The sequence below is a fragment of the Dyella psychrodurans genome, assembly GCF_003363265.1.
Lineage (GTDB): Bacteria > Pseudomonadota > Gammaproteobacteria > Xanthomonadales > Rhodanobacteraceae > Dyella_B > Dyella_B psychrodurans.
Map to the genome: position 1 here is coordinate 375,887 of NZ_QRBF01000005.1, position 13,903 is coordinate 389,789.

Here is a 13,903-nt window from a genome sequence, read left to right on the forward strand (position 1 = left end):
CTATTGTCTCACTGCGATTTCAGCTGCCAGGAAGGTTGGACGCGCGCGGCGCGCCACGCCGGGTAGATGCCTGCCATCACCGCGGCGGTCACGGCCACCAGCAAGGTCATGCCGATCAGGCTTGCGGTGAGATGCGCGAGTTTCGCGATATCGGGGTCGAATAAGAGATCGGTGCCCAACATGCCCATCGCGGTAAGCGCCAGTCCCAGCGCGCCACCCGCAACGCCCACGATGGCGGCTTCGGCGATGAATTGCCGGTAGATCTCCGCACGCGATGCACCCAGCGCGCGGCGCACGCCGATCTCGCCCGCGCGGCGCATGATCTTGGCGAGCAACAAGCCCACCGTATTGACCAGGCACACGAGCAGAAAGCCGAACGCCACCAGCATCGACACTTTCGTTTCCGGCGGCACCACGCCTTCGTGGTCCAGCCAGTCCATCATGCCGGACAAACGCACGTTGGCCGCCCATTGAAACCGGCCGCTTCGCTGCTGCGCCGAGGCGTAGTCGCCCAGGAACTCGCGATAACGTTGCACGGCGGCAGCATCCGGCAGAGCTACCCACAGCGACACCCACACGCATTCCGATTGCAGCCAGCCATCCCACCCCGGCGCCACCGGCTTGCTGGAGGCCGAGCAGTTGTTGTTGCCGTTGCTTCCCATATGCACGTCCACTGCCCGCGTAAAGGGCAGATAGACGTCGGGCGCGTCGCCGAAGCCGTAGCCGTTGTTGACGTCGTAGAAGCGCGGCTGCGGATTCCAGCGGTCGACGACGCCGACCACGCGATAGTCGCGGCCATCCAGGTCGAGGTTTTTTCCAACGCTGTTCGCGCCACCGAACAACTGCCGATTGAGCTGGCTGCTGATCACGATGACATTGGCGCGCGCCCGATCGTCGCCGTCGCTCCACGCACCACCGTATTCGAACGGCGCTTCGAACATCGAAAAGAAATCCGTGTAGGCCGCGTAACCAGTCACGGCAAAAGGTCGATGCACGCCGTCCTGCGGCACGACGTTGCCGGCGATGGGATAGATCGCCGTCTGGCGACTGGCCGCATGGGCACGCATCAGCGCCATCGCATCGATGTAGGTCAGCGCGTCGGGCAGGTTCGCGCGTGTCGCACCGTTCTGCGGCCCGAGATTGTCGATCTGCGGCACGAACAGCTGCGCCGACCTGTCCGGAAGCGGATTGCCCGAGACGGCGCGAAACACCGCATAGGTGGTCATCGACGCCGCCACGCCGACCGCCATGATGATCACCATCAAGGCCGTCAGGCCCGGACTGCGCCGGAAGCTGTGAACGGCGAGTTGCACGTAGTAACCCAGCATCGGTCGACCATCCTTCGACATGCCAGGCGCCTTCGATGGCACCCGCGGCCGGAGTCCATAAGCTGCCGCCACTGTCGAGGCGCCGCATGGTTTTTGTGGCGACAGGTCGCGCCCTGGGGTAAGCGGTCGGCGAACCGCCGCGAGCGGTCAGCGCAGACCGAGCGCAACGCGCGCGGCGTTGCGGAAGCGGCGACTGAGATCGAGCCGCGTGCCGTCGTGAAGAACGACCTCGGCATGCCCCTGGAACAAGGTGTGGACTTCGCGGATGCGGTCCATGTTCACCACGATGCTGCGGTGGATGCGCAAAAAATGATTCGGGTCCAGCGATTCATACAGGCCACGCAGGGTTTCGCGGTGCAGATACGTACTGCCACCCACATGAATATGCACGTAGTTGTCGTCCGCGCGAATCCAGTCGATATCCGCCACCGCTATCACCATGCTGCGTTCGGCCGCCTGCACGCTGATGCGTTTCAGATACTGACCATGGCCGTCGGCAGGCATCGGAAGGCGTCCCGCCTGCATGCCCTGCCAATGCTTTCTGACGCGGTCCATGGCCTGGTCGAAGCGCGCCTGATCGATGGGCTTCAGCACATAGTCGATGGCATTGGCATCGAAGGCTTCCAGTGCGTGATCGGCAAAGGCCGTGGTGAACACCACCAGCGGCAACGATTCGGCGGAGAGGCCATCGTGCAGCAGACTGAAGCCATTGCCGCCGGGCATCTGGATATCCAGAAAAAGCACATCGGGAGCCAGCGCCTTGACCGCCTGCTCGGCTTCCTGCACGTTGCCGCACTCGCCCACCACCTCCACATCCGCGTGCGACGCCAGCGCCTGCCGCAGCGCGACGCGCGCGAGAATCTCATCATCGACCAGCACGGCGCGGATGCGTGGCGTCGTCATGGGCTGCACTCGACAAAGGGAAACCGCAAGTCCACTCGCGTACCGCCTTCGGATCGCCGCGAGAGCTGCATGGTCGCGGCATCGCCGAACATCGCGCGCAATCGCGCCCGCGTGTTGCTGAGGCCTACGCCTTCCACCGGGCCTGCTTCAGGCAAGCCCAGGCCATCGTCTTCCACACGCACATGCAGGTCGCCCTCAACACGGCGGGCCACGATATTCAGTTCGCCACCGCTCGTCTTGGTCAGCAGTCCATGACGCAAGGCGTTCTCCACCAGCGGCTGCAGGATGAGGCTCGGCACCATGGCATTGCCGGTGTCGCCGACGTCCACGTGCGTGACGAGCCGATCCTGGAACCGCACCTTCTGGATGCCCAGATACGATTCGAGAAACTGCATCTCGCGCGACAGCGGCACCTGCTGTGCATGACGCTCCTCGAGCGTCAGCCGCAGAAAGTCGCTCAAGCGGGCGATCATCAATTTCGCCTGCGGCGGATCGGCGATGGTCAAGGCCGAAATCGCATTGAGGGTATTGAACAGAAAGTGCGGCTGCAGCTGCATGCGAAGCACCTGCAACTGCGATTGCGCCAGCCTGGTTTCCAGCTGCGCGTTGCGCAGCCGCTCGTCCTTCAGCGAATGGTGCGACGCCATACCCCGCAACACCACCAGCATCAACCAATAGGTAAGCAGCGCCAGATGAAATTTGTAGATGCCTTCGACGTGGAAAAGATTCGTCAGCGTGTAGACGTTTCCCTTCGGATTAGGCCCGCACACCCAGAAGAAAAGCTGCAGCATCACCGCGCTCTGCGCGCAGGCAACCAGAAGGCTGCACGGAATATGCAGCGTCCAGAACCGCTGCCAACTCTGCGCGCCGATGCGTCCCAGCCAACCGACCAGCGGCGTCAGCGCCATCCAGAGATAGAAATCGATCAGGTTCCATGACAGCGCACGGGACCATGCCACGGGATGCCCTTCGCTGATGCCGCCCAGCACTGTGCTGGCCGTGTACGAAAGTGCAAGCATCGTCCAGAAGCCGAACGCCAGGCTCACCACTTTCCACTTTTGCGTGCGGGCTGGCTCGGACATACGTACCTCAAGGAACGGCCTACCGCCGTCATGCTGGCCTAGTTTGCGAACTGTTCCATCGATTGGGAAGTGCAACGGCGAACGGCGCTCGATGCCTTGCCGCTCGCCACGGCCCATCGACCGTTCACCCCAGATTGACGGCGCTGGTCACAAAGGCCGTGCCGTTCGTGCGGATGTGCAGCATGTTTTCGCCACCTCAATCATCCTGCAGGCATGCACATGGCCATCCTCGATTATCGTCGCACGCTGCTTGTCGCCGCCCTGGCCACCGCCGCGCTCGCTTCCATCGTTATGCATCCGCATGCCATCGATGCGCACGCACAAGACACCATGGCCGACGAAACGCAACATAGCGAAGCAGGCGTGATGGCAGTGGACAACCACTGGAGCATCGCCGAAATGACCGGCGATACCGATTGGCTGGATCAGATGCTGCTTCCCGAATATCGCTCGGTGGGCAACACCGGCACCGTCCATCCGAAGGCGGCGATCGTCGCCGGCGCGGCCAAGCGCAAAGGCACCGATCTGGCCAAGGCGAAGCTCGAGTTCGCGACCTACCAGAAAGAGCATCCTTACGGCAGCGCTGTCGTGATCCATGGCGACACGGCGGTCATCACCTTCTACGACCCGTCGCTCGGTCCGGACAAAGGCGTCAAATCGTCGGACGTGTTCGTCTACGTCGACGGTCATTGGCACGCGATCTATTCGCAACACACCGCTGTAAACGCGGGCTGAGATCGATGCCTGCCCGTATCCGCGCTACAGGTCTTTGGCGAGACGCGGCGAGCGTACGCGACGGAAGACGGTCGCCACTTCGTCCGTCGCCGGCTTTCCAAAATAAAGCGTCGGCGTCGTTCCCAGCATCTTGCGGAACGCCGCGATGAAGGCACTGGGCGCGCTGTAGCCTGCTTCCTGCGCGGCGAAGGTGACCTTGTTGCCTTCGCCGAGCAGTCGCATGGCATGCATCAGACGGAGTTGTTGCCGCCATTTCCCGACTGTCATGGCGGCTTCGTCCTGGAAGATCCGCTCGATGGTTCGACAACTGGCACCGCACTCCCTGCAGATGCTGGTCAGCGGTTGTCGATTCCCGGGATCGGCCCGCAACACCTCGGCCACGCGCCGCGCTCTTGGATCGACAAGATTGGGAAGCTGTAACGGCACCATTTGAATGACCTGGAGCTGATCGACGATGACGTCGATCAAATGCCGTTGCACGCGCACCCGGTTTCTCAGCGTCCCCGACTGGCAGGCTTGAAGAATGAGTTCCTTGAGCAGCGCCGAGATATTCACCACGCAACATGTTCGCGGCAAGGTCTTTGCCAGTCGTGGCTTCAGATAAAGCGTGCGCATGGCGACGGGGCCCGACATGGCGATGGTGTGCCGCACGCCCTTGGGTATCCAGACGCCACGATGCGTCGGCACCACCCATGCGCCCGTTTCCGTCTGCACGGTCATCACGCCGCGCGTGGCGTAGACCAGTTGATCCCTGTCGTGAAAGTGCAGCGGGATGACGTGGCCCGCCGCGTAGTTGCGCGTGAGCGTAACGATGGCTTCGCCTTCGTTTGCGAGGCGATCGAGCACCCCAGGTTGTCGTGTTTTCGACATGTCTTGGCATGCTATCGAAGTTGCGCAGACGCGACAACGACTACGCTGGCTTCGCATACGCAACCCCGCGAAGGAGCGAAGCGCGATGGCAAACCTTACTCGCCGGTACGTGTCCACAGCGATGGCAGGCATGGCACTGTGCCTCGCCTCGCAGGCATTCGGCGCGACGCCGACCCCGTCATGCGCCACCGATCCCGCCAGCCGGCAGCTGGATTTCTGGCTGGGAAGCTGGGCCGTCGGGGCCGCAGGCTCCGCACCCAACGCGCACAGCAAGGTGTACCTCGCGCTCGATCAGTGCATGGTGGTGGAAAGCTGGGACGGTGGACGCGGCCATCGCGGCGAAAACATGCTGGCCTACAGCGCCGACGACAAGAGCTGGCACGGCCTGTTCGTGGACAACGAAGGACGCGTGCATGTGTTCTGGAACGGAAAAGCATCGCCGGGCGCGGCTGAATTCACCGGCCCCAGCAGCGGATCGGACGGAGCGTCCGTAATCAACCGCGTAAAGATCGTTCGCATCAGCACCGACAAGGTCGAGCAGATCTGGGAAAAATCGACGGACAACGGCGCTACGTGGTCGACCGCATTCCGCGGGGAATATTCACGTACCGGCCCATGACCGGTACGTGACGTTTGCGCGATTATTCGTTGCCGTCGGCGAGTCCCAGCGCATGGTCGACGGCACTGTGCGCATGAATGCTGGTGGTGTCGAAGAGCGGCAGTCGCGCATCTTCCGGTTTGACCAGCAAGGCGATCTCGGTGCAACCAAGGATGACGGCCTCGGCGCCCTGCTTGGCGAGATCGCCGATGATGCGGCGATATTCGTCGCGCGATGCGTCGATGAATTTTCCGACGCACAGTTCTTCGTAGATGGTGCGGTGAACGAAGTCGCGGTCGTGCTGATCCGGCGTGATCACGTGCAGGCCATGCTCACGCAGGCGATCGGTGTAGAACGCCTGTTCCATGGTGAAACGCGTGCCAAGCAATCCCACGTTGCGGAATCCCGCGGCGCGAATCTGGTGCGCCGTGCCGTCGACTACGTGCAATAGCGGAATGCTCACCGCCTTTTCGACGGCGCCGGCGACTTTGTGCATGGTGTTGGCGCAGATCAGCAGGAAATCCGCGCCCGCCGATTCCAGCCGGCGCGCGGCGTCGGCGAGCATTTGCCCGGCCGTCTCCCAATCGCCGATGCGCTGCAACAGTTCGATCTCGTGAAAATCGACGCTGTACAGAACGATCTTCGCCGAATGCAGGCCGCCCAGTCGCTCCTTGATCGCCTCGTTGATGAGCCGGTAGTACGGGACGGTGGATTCCCAGCTCATGCCGCCAATCAGGCCAATGGTCTTCATCATGTGTTCTTCCGCGTTGGACGTCGACGATGCGATCCGATGGCCGATGGCACGGTTCGCCATGCGAATCGTGCATGGCCATCAGGCCTCCCGGGCCGCCGTTCGCGGCCATTTCGAGGAAGGCGTCCACCAGTTTTGAGGTTCCGGGGGGCGTGATGCAAGCGCCTTTGCCGTTCCCGTCGCCAGCCTTTCCTTGCGCGCACTGAAGTTTTCGCGCGAGCCGCCGATAGCCTGTTCAAGCCCGTCGCCGCACGCCCTGGGGCAAGGCATACGTGGCCGGTATCGTCGTCGTGGAGACCTGCATGATCAGCACTCGGCCGAACATCCCGTACCTCAAGGCTGCCTGGGCGGCGCACGCCAGCATCAGCGCCGGAAATTGCCGCCAGAGCTACGAGGAAGCGGGCATCACCTTCGAGCGCGTCAACCATTCGTGGATCGTGCGCAAGGACGATACCCAGGTATCCACCATGCCGTTGCAATACACCCGGCAGGAATTGCGCCTGGGCTTTCTGGGCCGTATCGAAATGGAAGCGCGCAAGGCCGCCGCCGAGATGGAAGCCGTGCTGTTTCACGACCTGGATCTGCCCGATGATCACACCATGATCGTGGAGGTCGAGGAATCCATGCGTCAGCTGCGCCGTCTTGGCAGCCGCGCGCTCACCATCCTGATCGGCCCTACGCAGCTCGCCGATGTGCCCGGGCAGGTCTACGTGGAAATCCGCGCATTTCTGGACTCGCCGCGGGCATGCGTCTTCGCGCGTCGCGCCGATGCGGAAGGCGGCGAGCCTTCGGACCTGCTCGCCGGGGTATCCAAGCGCGAACGCCATCCACGCGCTGCCACCTATGCCGATCTTGCCCGCCGCATCGCTGCGACGTTGAACGAGGCGATCCATGCGGAGGCCACCGAATCCGCTGCGCATCTTCAACAACACTGCGAACGACTGCAAAGATCGGTTTGTGTTGCACATGGATGACTGCGCAACCGCAACCGACGCATCTTCCCTGCTCGTTCGTAGAGCCTGCCGTGCAAGTCACATCCATCGGCGTCTGAGCCGCGGATCGCTGCGCTAGCGCCGCACATCGGCTCACGCGAAAAAACCTTGCATCACTGTCCGCTGTCCGTGCGTGTCCGGACAGCCTGTTTGTCCGCGGACAGCCGCCATGCAAGTTCATCCATTGAAAAATCGCACAGGAATGCGGGTTTCCAGCCATGCCGTAGTTGGCACGACCTTTGCCATCTATCCATCGAACGCTTCATTTCCATCTACAAGGAGAACCACCATGAAATTCGAAGCCCTGCTGCTGAAAGCCCTGTTCACGGCCTGCCTGCTGATCTGCGTGTTGACTCTGGGTGCCATGCTGACGGCGAAGGCCCCCGTGCAGACCATTGCCGCATCCCAGTCGACGGCTGCCGTCGCTGCCGATTCGGCGGGCTAAGCCCCCTCCCGAGGATGGGCGACCGACGGGCAGCGACACCCCCGCCCCGGCGCCCAACCCTCGCCATAGTCCCTTCCATACCCGATAAATCAACGCATTAGGCTCAGCCCGGGAAAGGCCGTTCCGCCATTTCAAAACGAAGCACCTCATACGTCTTACGTGGGTAGCCGGAGTGTTTTCCGGCCCCGCTAAACAGAGATAGGTGACCCGTGCCTGCAACGCGCCTAGAAATCGAGCTTCTGCTCAACAACCTGGATAACGCGATGCCACGCCTGCTCAACGACAACCAGGGCATCGAATTCTGGGTCGAGTTCCTCCAGCGCGCCGATGCGATCAAGGAACAGGTGACACTCGACCACTACGAGTGGGTGTCGACGCGCATCGACGAAATACCCATGAAGTACGGCATGGTGCCGCCTTCCTGCTGGATGAGTGTCTAGGCCATACGCGGCGGATCAACTTACCGGGCTTTTACACATCGGCATACCCCACTGGAAGTAAGCTAGAAGCCACTTCAACAGGGAGGCGGGTGTATGCACATGCATATCTTTGGGTTATTTGCGCTCATCATCGCGATCATTCCGTTCTGGAAGATCGTGTCCAAGGCGGGCTACAACGGCGCGTGGGCGCTATTGGCGGTCATCCCGCTCGTCAACCTGATCATGCTGTACGTGTTCGCATTCAATACGTGGCCGACGGAGCGGCCCCGGTCGCAGTAATAGCCGAATGACATCACAAGATCGAAGAGGCCGGGCAAAAACCCGGCCTTTTCGATGTCAGGTCTGTTTGCGCGCGGGACACGCGAATAGTGTGAACAAGCCCTAAGACGTAACCCGATCCTGTCCCAGCGCAAAACGCACGCATTCGAAACGCCGAGGTTTAAAACTGATAGCTGACGCCCAGGCCCGCGCCATTGCTGCGTAGGCGTATGACATTGCCGTCTTCGCGGCTTCGCTCGTTCTGGCCGAAATAGCGATGAAACCCGTACAGCGCGGCGCGCCAATGCTCGGCGAAGCGATATTCGAAACCGAGCGTGGCTTCATCGTTGGTTTGCGCCAGACGGATCTCGCCGCCTTCCGTGCGGAGACTGTTGACCCACGGCAGGCGCCCCCAGGAAACATCGGTCGTAAACGTCAACGCCTGCGTCAGCGGATAACGCACATGCAAGCCGACTATCGGCACGGGAAGTTCCTGCACGTAGAAATCTTCGCGCAGCTCGTGGCCGGCACTGTTGGCGGCAATCGTGCCATCGACCACGAAATTGAGCATGACGTAAGTCGCACCCACGCTCCACCAGAGCCGGCCGCCGTTGCTGAAATCGAAGAGGCGATGCCAGTAGGACGCATCGAACGCGATGAAGTCGTTGAAATCCGTGGTGGTATCGAGGCGTCCCGGCGCAATCGTCGTGCCGTTGTAATACACCGGCACCGACGTCGTTGCATGACCTTGCAATTGGCTCGTCCAGAAGCCGACGTGTATCTCGCTCACATCGGTGATCGGCCGCCATGCGGCGAGCCGGATCGCCTGCATGGTGTTGACGTGCAGATTCCGATCGAAATACAGCTTGGTGCCGCCGACGGCATTCTCACGCACCTGTACCCAACCGGTGGGAATGCTGTCTTCGCCATAGATGGCCAGCGTCCACGGATAATCGCCCGCGCAAACGGGCGCAGCCATGAGCAGATTTGCGACACCGAGAAAGGCGAGACCGCGCAGGAAAGGCGGACTGGACAGAAACCTATGACGTAACCGCTTCGCAATCATGGCCGGAGCCACAGCGTTTCGTGAACCCACTCCGCTCTACAAGATGCGCCCACCCGCTCGTTGCGAGCTTACTCGCGACTTCCTGTGCAAGACGCGAAGACGCGGTGAAGCTTTTGCCCGAAGCATCAGGCATGCCATGCAGGGATACTTTTGCGCTTAGCTACGCCTCTGTTCACCCGAGCGCGCGGTCTGTTCGGGAAGGCCCGTGATGAAGAAGCCATAGAGCCGCGGCTCGCCGCCCTTCATCATCACCGTCAACCGCATCGTGCCCCGGCTGAACGTGCCTCCCGCGAGATGGACGTTGTAGTTGAGATACAGATAGGTGCCGCTGGCATCCTTTCCTGCCTCTTCGGTGTTCGTATAGGTGTAATCCACTACGCGACCGGTCGTGCGGTGGATCTGCGCCAGCTTGTCGACAAGGCTTTGCTCCGTGAATTGCCCGCGGGCCGGCGCGTCGAATGCCATGTAGAGGCCGTGCGTATCGTCGGAGTTGTAAAGGTCGACGACCGTCTTCGCAAGCGTCGCGCCGCTGTTGTCCGACACCGGCGCCGACGCATCGCTACCGATGGAAACGTCGCTCGTTGCCCGTGGCCTTGATAGCTGGAAGTAGAACGTGGCGCCGAGATTGACGACGACCAGCGCCACCAGTACGTACAGCAAAGTCACAATGCGACGGTCAGTCATCACTCACCCACTTTTCATCTTTGCGCAAACCTTATCAGGCTGGCATTCCTGGCCACGGATCGTTGAATGCCGGTTTGCAGATGGCAAACACGTCCTGATGATCGCTCCAGGCACGCTCTCGGTACATTAAGAGGCGAATTCCTGGAATTTGTTCAATGTCCGCTACGGTAGCATGCGGCATCGCCAGCGAAATGCCATACGATCCACGCAAATAGGTATGACTTTCTTCCGGATGATAATCGCAGTAGCCGTAACCGGAGCTCTTATAACCGTTGAGGACGACACGCCACCCTTCTGGCGATATGTAAGGGTGCACCTTGTAAACGTGCTCGCACCACCGACCATGCGTCGTGCCGACCAGCATGCCGCGCGGACTCAAATAGTTAGCCAAGTGTGAGAGCCACGTGCGGGCAAGATCACGCGATATATGCGTAAACAGGGACCCTACCCAGATCAAGTCGTAGCTCGTATCGAAATGCATGGTGGTCAGATCCGCCTTCGACAATAGAGGCCTGGCACCAAACGTGTTCGCGCAAAAAGCGACACCCTCCTCATCAAGATCGCAGGCATCGAAATGCGCATCCGGAAAAAGCCTCAGCAAATGTCGCAGCACGCGACCATGGCCACAAGGCAAATCCAGGACCCTGGAAATTCTGTCGTTACTGCTGGCCTGCCACGCCAGCGCAATATTGTCGACAGCGCTCTCACCGATTTCGTAGTACCACTGGTTGTACATCGTATCGGAGGGAGAAATCGTCCGGCTCACTTCAGCACTGCGATAGCCCGCGATAGCTTGTGCTACTACATCGAACATCGTCATCCCTATCTCCTTGTTGAGAAGCATCCGGCCATACTAATCCATTGCCCATTTTGCCGCGATCGGAAATAAAATTCCCTACGTTGCGGATGTATTAAATCATCGGAATAAATAGGTTGAATCATGTCGTTCGTCATGATTCGGCGTGTTTTTCGCGACCTGGCAATCCCGACCTATTCATGCCATCAAAAGCAATGCAATCGAGAACCACACCGTAGCGCCTGCCTATTTGTTATATCAGTCGCGATCCGGCGCTCCGAGCGGGAAAAACGCGCGATACGGCCGCGCCTCGTCGACGGCACGCGCAAAGGAAGGACGCGCCAGCAAGCGCTGGCGGTAGGCGATCACATGCTGGAAAGACGGATCGATCCGGTGCGTCCAATCCGCGTAAAACAGAAACGGCGCGGCGCCACAGTCGGCGAGGCTGAAGTTTTCGCCGGCGGCCCATTCGCGGGCTGCCATTTTCTTGTCGAGCCACGCATAGGCCGCGTCGAGCATGTTGCGCGCTTCGCTGACGCCGAGCGGATCGCGTTGCGACTCCTGGCGCAATGCGTCGAACACGATCTTCTGCTGGGGCGTCGAGATGTAATTGTCGAAGAAGCGGTCCATCAAGCGCGCCTCCAGCGCTTCGCCGGGATGCTTGGGGAGCAGCGAGACCGGTCCCGGGTAACGCGAGCTCAAATATTCGATGATGATCGTCGCCTCCATCAGCGTGCGATCGCCGTCGACCAGTACCGGCATGCGCTTGATCGGCCACAACTCGCCCCACTCCGCCAGTATCTTCGGGTCGTCGTAGTTCAGCTGGCGCCATTCGAACGGCGTGCCGTTTTCGTAAAGCGAGACCAGGACTTTTTGGCAGTAAGAGGAAAACGGGTGTGCGTACAGATGCAGGGTCATCATCATTTCCTTTCGTCAGGGCGGTCCATACAGGCTGGTTTACTTGATGACGAAGCAGGCCCGGGAAAATCGACAAAGCCCGGACCATGCTTGCTCTTACTTCTCTTCAGCCGGCACAACACCTACCGGGGGCGATTCATGACAGTCCGTGGCTGCGGAAACGTTCTATCCAGGGCCACCCTTGCAGTGCTACACAAGTGTATGCCGATGACTTTTTTTGAAGGTGGACGGGAGCACTATTCCGCACTATTGCACTGTCCGACACCCTATCCCCCGGCCGTTCATAAGGAAAACTGCCTATGCCATCCGCCCTGACCGCCTTATTGCTGTTGCTCGCGTCCGGCGCCGCCTTCTGCGCGGACCAGGCGGTCAACGTCCAGCACATCAACCCTTCCACCTTGAGCGCACCGCACGGTTATACCCATGTTGTCACCGTCGATGGCGGACGCACCGTGTATATCGCAGGCCAGGTGCCGTTCGATAAAAGCGGCAAGCTGGTCGGGAGCGGCAACTTCGCCGCACAGGTACGGCAAACCTTCGAGAACCTGAAAGCGGCATTGGCCGCGGGCGGCGCGAACTTCTCCAACGTGGTCGACATGACAACCTACGTGGCCGACATGTCGCAGATCGACACCTATCGGAAAATCCGCGGCGAATACATGACCGACCCGTTGCCGGCGGCGAGCATGGTGGAAGTCAAGGCTCTTTTTCGTCCCGATGTGATGCTCGAGATCAGCGTCGTGGCGGTGGTTCCAGTGGCACCATCGCCGCAGGTCACCGACGCTTCAGCCTATAAGCCATAGGCAGACGGAAAGCACCACGCCGCTACGGACCGCCACCCCACAGCACTCGCAATCCCACATCGCCCACCGCTCCCCGCCGATGCAGGCCGTCGATGTTGTGCAGGTAGCTGGCATCTCCGTAAAAACTGATATGACGCGTCAGGGTCGCGCTGACGCCACCGCCGAATTCGACGGCCGTGCTGGCGAGGTTGGCCGGAATGGCATCGGCATCCGCGAAGACCGTGTCGTACTGGCGATGGAAGTTACGCCACAGGTTGAACTTGAGATACGGCTCCCACGCTTGTGTGTCGCCTGAAAAGCGGCCAAGCAGGCGAGCACCTGCGCGGCCTGTCACCGCGTTGATCGTCTGGAACGCGACGGTGGACACAGGGTCCTGGAAACCGTCCGTACTGATGTGCTGGGCAATCAGTTGTGCCTGTGGTTCCAGCATCAGATGGGATGTGAGCGTCACGGGCACGCCCGTTTCCAGCGACAAGCTGGCGGAACGTCCGCGCGCCGCGTTCTGGAAGTTCTGGATCGAATCCACGTTGGTGCGAAACCACGTGCCCATCAGCACCACATCAAGATACGCATGGGATGCGGTGACGTGCGTCCAATACGCGCCCACGCTATCGGCGTGGCTGTCCAGCGTGCCGGCGCGTGCATTGTTGAATCCGCCCACACTGCCGTTCACCGCGCCATTGGCATGCGTGTAGCCGACGAAGAGGCCGATGTGATCCTGCCGATCGCCCTCGCCGTCTCTCGCAAACACGTCATGGCCGGCCTGCCCGCCTTCGAGATTGCCGTCGAAGCGCGGCGTTGCGCCACCGCTTTGCTGGATGTTGTCGTGCGCGCCCAACGCGCGGACCCAGGCCGCGGGTAGCCAACCGTTTCCATTGAGCAACCACTGGCTGCCCTGCCGTTGGTCGAAGGTGCCGAGCTGCGTCAGTCCCATCTGTACGGCCACAGACGGAATGGCCGAATCCAGCGCGACTTCGGGGCGATACAGCGGCACCAGAGGAGCGCCAGCGGGCAGCAGCACGGGTAGCGGAGGTGTTCCCTCTGCAGCGATAGGCGCTCTTTCCGTTGGTGTTGGTGTTGGTGTTGGTGTTGGTGTTGGTGTTGGTGTTGGTGTTGGTGTTGGTGTTGGTGTTGGTGTTGGTGTTGGTGTTGGCGTTGGCGTTGGCGTTGGCGTTGGCGTTGGCGTTGGCGTTGGCGTTGGCGTTGGCGTTGGCGTTGGCGTTGGCGTTGGCGT

At 61.0% G+C, this 13,903-nt stretch carries 17 protein-coding genes; 7 read left to right on the top strand and 10 right to left on the bottom strand.

Features of this window, described 5'->3' with window-relative positions; all coding sequences use genetic code 11:
* Positions 1 to 8: 8 nt before the first annotated feature.
* From DWU99_RS15045 to DWU99_RS15055, 3 genes are all read right to left on the bottom strand, one after another.
* On the bottom strand, positions 9 to 1,328 hold the full coding sequence (locus DWU99_RS15045) for an ABC transporter permease (protein WP_115478872.1): 1,320 nt from the start codon (positions 1,326 to 1,328) through the stop codon (positions 9 to 11).
* Between the two features lie 147 nt (positions 1,329 to 1,475).
* Positions 1,476 to 2,231: a LytR/AlgR family response regulator transcription factor gene (locus DWU99_RS15050; RefSeq protein WP_115478873.1), complete on the bottom strand. Its 756-nt coding sequence runs from the start codon at positions 2,229 to 2,231 to the stop codon at positions 1,476 to 1,478.
* Complete coding sequence (locus tag DWU99_RS15055) at positions 2,228 to 3,313, bottom strand: sensor histidine kinase (RefSeq protein ID WP_115478874.1); 1,086 nt, start codon at positions 3,311 to 3,313, stop codon at positions 2,228 to 2,230. The genes DWU99_RS15050 and DWU99_RS15055 overlap by 4 nt, the downstream gene beginning before the upstream one ends.
* Positions 3,314 to 3,532: 219 nt before the next feature.
* Here DWU99_RS15055 and DWU99_RS15060 point away from each other — a divergent pair, with 219 nt between their 5' ends.
* On the top strand, positions 3,533 to 4,048 hold the full coding sequence (locus DWU99_RS15060) for a nuclear transport factor 2 family protein (protein ID WP_233511154.1): 516 nt from the start codon (positions 3,533 to 3,535) through the stop codon (positions 4,046 to 4,048).
* A 24-nt stretch (positions 4,049 to 4,072) separates the two neighbouring features.
* Here the strand turns inward: DWU99_RS15060 and DWU99_RS15065 are convergent, their stop codons facing one another.
* Positions 4,073 to 4,918: an AraC family transcriptional regulator gene (locus DWU99_RS15065; protein WP_158543293.1), complete on the bottom strand. Its 846-nt coding sequence runs from the start codon at positions 4,916 to 4,918 to the stop codon at positions 4,073 to 4,075.
* 85 nt (positions 4,919 to 5,003) lie between these two features.
* Between DWU99_RS15065 and DWU99_RS15070 the strand changes: the two genes are divergently transcribed.
* Positions 5,004 to 5,537 (top strand): hypothetical protein, encoded by a 534-nt coding sequence (locus DWU99_RS15070; RefSeq protein ID WP_158543294.1) that lies wholly within the window; start codon positions 5,004 to 5,006, stop codon positions 5,535 to 5,537.
* A gap of 22 nt (positions 5,538 to 5,559) precedes the next feature.
* Here the strand turns inward: DWU99_RS15070 and DWU99_RS15075 are convergent, their stop codons facing one another.
* Positions 5,560 to 6,267 carry an aspartate/glutamate racemase family protein gene (locus DWU99_RS15075; RefSeq protein WP_115478914.1) on the bottom strand — a complete coding sequence of 236 codons (708 nt, stop codon included), beginning with the start codon at positions 6,265 to 6,267 and terminating at the stop codon, positions 5,560 to 5,562.
* A 302-nt stretch (positions 6,268 to 6,569) separates the two neighbouring features.
* Between DWU99_RS15075 and DWU99_RS15080 the strand changes: the two genes are divergently transcribed.
* From DWU99_RS15080 to DWU99_RS15090, 4 genes are all read left to right on the top strand, one after another.
* Positions 6,570 to 7,241, top strand: a complete 672-nt coding sequence (locus DWU99_RS15080; RefSeq protein ID WP_115478878.1) for a hypothetical protein — start codon at positions 6,570 to 6,572, stop codon at positions 7,239 to 7,241.
* Positions 7,242 to 7,548: 307 nt separating this feature from the next.
* A complete protein-coding gene (locus tag DWU99_RS21010; protein WP_158543295.1) occupies positions 7,549 to 7,704 on the top strand; it encodes a hypothetical protein in 156 nt (51 codons plus the stop codon).
* A gap of 209 nt (positions 7,705 to 7,913) precedes the next feature.
* Positions 7,914 to 8,144 (top strand): hypothetical protein, encoded by a 231-nt coding sequence (locus DWU99_RS15085; RefSeq protein ID WP_115478879.1) that lies wholly within the window; start codon positions 7,914 to 7,916, stop codon positions 8,142 to 8,144.
* 93 nt (positions 8,145 to 8,237) lie between these two features.
* On the top strand, positions 8,238 to 8,423 hold the full coding sequence (locus DWU99_RS15090) for a hypothetical protein (RefSeq protein ID WP_115478880.1): 186 nt from the start codon (positions 8,238 to 8,240) through the stop codon (positions 8,421 to 8,423).
* Positions 8,424 to 8,583: 160 nt separating this feature from the next.
* Here the strand turns inward: DWU99_RS15090 and DWU99_RS15095 are convergent, their stop codons facing one another.
* The 4 genes from DWU99_RS15095 to DWU99_RS15110 all read right to left on the bottom strand — a co-directional run bounded on the left by DWU99_RS15095 (position 8,584) and on the right by DWU99_RS15110 (position 11,866).
* The gene (locus tag DWU99_RS15095) at positions 8,584 to 9,381 is read right to left on the bottom strand and encodes a hypothetical protein (RefSeq protein WP_147292934.1); all 798 of its coding nucleotides are present in this window, start codon (positions 9,379 to 9,381) and stop codon (positions 8,584 to 8,586) included.
* A 243-nt stretch (positions 9,382 to 9,624) separates the two neighbouring features.
* The gene (locus DWU99_RS15100) at positions 9,625 to 10,152 is read right to left on the bottom strand and encodes a hypothetical protein (RefSeq protein WP_115478882.1); all 528 of its coding nucleotides are present in this window, start codon (positions 10,150 to 10,152) and stop codon (positions 9,625 to 9,627) included.
* A 34-nt stretch (positions 10,153 to 10,186) separates the two neighbouring features.
* On the bottom strand, positions 10,187 to 10,972 hold the full coding sequence (locus tag DWU99_RS15105) for a class I SAM-dependent methyltransferase (RefSeq protein ID WP_158543296.1): 786 nt from the start codon (positions 10,970 to 10,972) through the stop codon (positions 10,187 to 10,189).
* Between the two features lie 234 nt (positions 10,973 to 11,206).
* Positions 11,207 to 11,866, bottom strand: a complete 660-nt coding sequence (locus tag DWU99_RS15110) for a glutathione S-transferase family protein (RefSeq protein ID WP_115478884.1) — start codon at positions 11,864 to 11,866, stop codon at positions 11,207 to 11,209.
* A gap of 299 nt (positions 11,867 to 12,165) precedes the next feature.
* Between DWU99_RS15110 and DWU99_RS15115 the strand changes: the two genes are divergently transcribed.
* Entirely contained in the window at positions 12,166 to 12,669 is a 504-nt protein-coding gene (locus DWU99_RS15115) for a RidA family protein (RefSeq protein WP_115478885.1), read from the top strand.
* A gap of 22 nt (positions 12,670 to 12,691) precedes the next feature.
* Here the strand turns inward: DWU99_RS15115 and DWU99_RS15120 are convergent.
* Positions 12,692 to 13,903, bottom strand: a 1,212-nt coding sequence (locus DWU99_RS15120; protein WP_147292935.1) for an autotransporter family protein, incomplete at its 5' end; no start/stop codon positions are given.

What these genes read in the sequence shown, in the direction of transcription:
- DWU99_RS15045 (WP_115478872.1), bottom strand. Translation starts at nt 1,328, where the DNA reads ATGCTGGGTTACTACGTGCAACTCGCCGTTCACAGCTTCCGGCGCAGT.
- DWU99_RS15050 (WP_115478873.1), bottom strand. Translation starts at nt 2,231, where the DNA reads ATGACGACGCCACGCATCCGCGCCGTGCTGGTCGATGATGAGATTCTC.
- DWU99_RS15055 (WP_115478874.1), bottom strand. Translation starts at nt 3,313, where the DNA reads ATGTCCGAGCCAGCCCGCACGCAAAAGTGGAAAGTGGTGAGCCTGGCG.
- DWU99_RS15060 (WP_233511154.1), top strand. Translation starts at nt 3,533, where the DNA reads ATGGCCATCCTCGATTATCGTCGCACGCTGCTTGTCGCCGCCCTGGCC.
- DWU99_RS15065 (WP_158543293.1), bottom strand. Translation starts at nt 4,918, where the DNA reads ATGTCGAAAACACGACAACCTGGGGTGCTCGATCGCCTCGCAAACGAA.
- DWU99_RS15070 (WP_158543294.1), top strand. Translation starts at nt 5,004, where the DNA reads ATGGCAAACCTTACTCGCCGGTACGTGTCCACAGCGATGGCAGGCATG.
- DWU99_RS15075 (WP_115478914.1), bottom strand. Translation starts at nt 6,267, where the DNA reads ATGAAGACCATTGGCCTGATTGGCGGCATGAGCTGGGAATCCACCGTC.
- DWU99_RS15080 (WP_115478878.1), top strand. Translation starts at nt 6,570, where the DNA reads ATGATCAGCACTCGGCCGAACATCCCGTACCTCAAGGCTGCCTGGGCG.
- DWU99_RS21010 (WP_158543295.1), top strand. Translation starts at nt 7,549, where the DNA reads ATGAAATTCGAAGCCCTGCTGCTGAAAGCCCTGTTCACGGCCTGCCTG.
- DWU99_RS15090 (WP_115478880.1), top strand. Translation starts at nt 8,238, where the DNA reads ATGCACATGCATATCTTTGGGTTATTTGCGCTCATCATCGCGATCATT.
- DWU99_RS15095 (WP_147292934.1), bottom strand. Translation starts at nt 9,381, where the DNA reads ATGGCTGCGCCCGTTTGCGCGGGCGATTATCCGTGGACGCTGGCCATC.
- DWU99_RS15100 (WP_115478882.1), bottom strand. Translation starts at nt 10,152, where the DNA reads ATGACTGACCGTCGCATTGTGACTTTGCTGTACGTACTGGTGGCGCTG.
- DWU99_RS15105 (WP_158543296.1), bottom strand. Translation starts at nt 10,972, where the DNA reads ATGACGATGTTCGATGTAGTAGCACAAGCTATCGCGGGCTATCGCAGT.
- DWU99_RS15110 (WP_115478884.1), bottom strand. Translation starts at nt 11,866, where the DNA reads ATGACCCTGCATCTGTACGCACACCCGTTTTCCTCTTACTGCCAAAAA.
- DWU99_RS15115 (WP_115478885.1), top strand. Translation starts at nt 12,166, where the DNA reads ATGCCATCCGCCCTGACCGCCTTATTGCTGTTGCTCGCGTCCGGCGCC.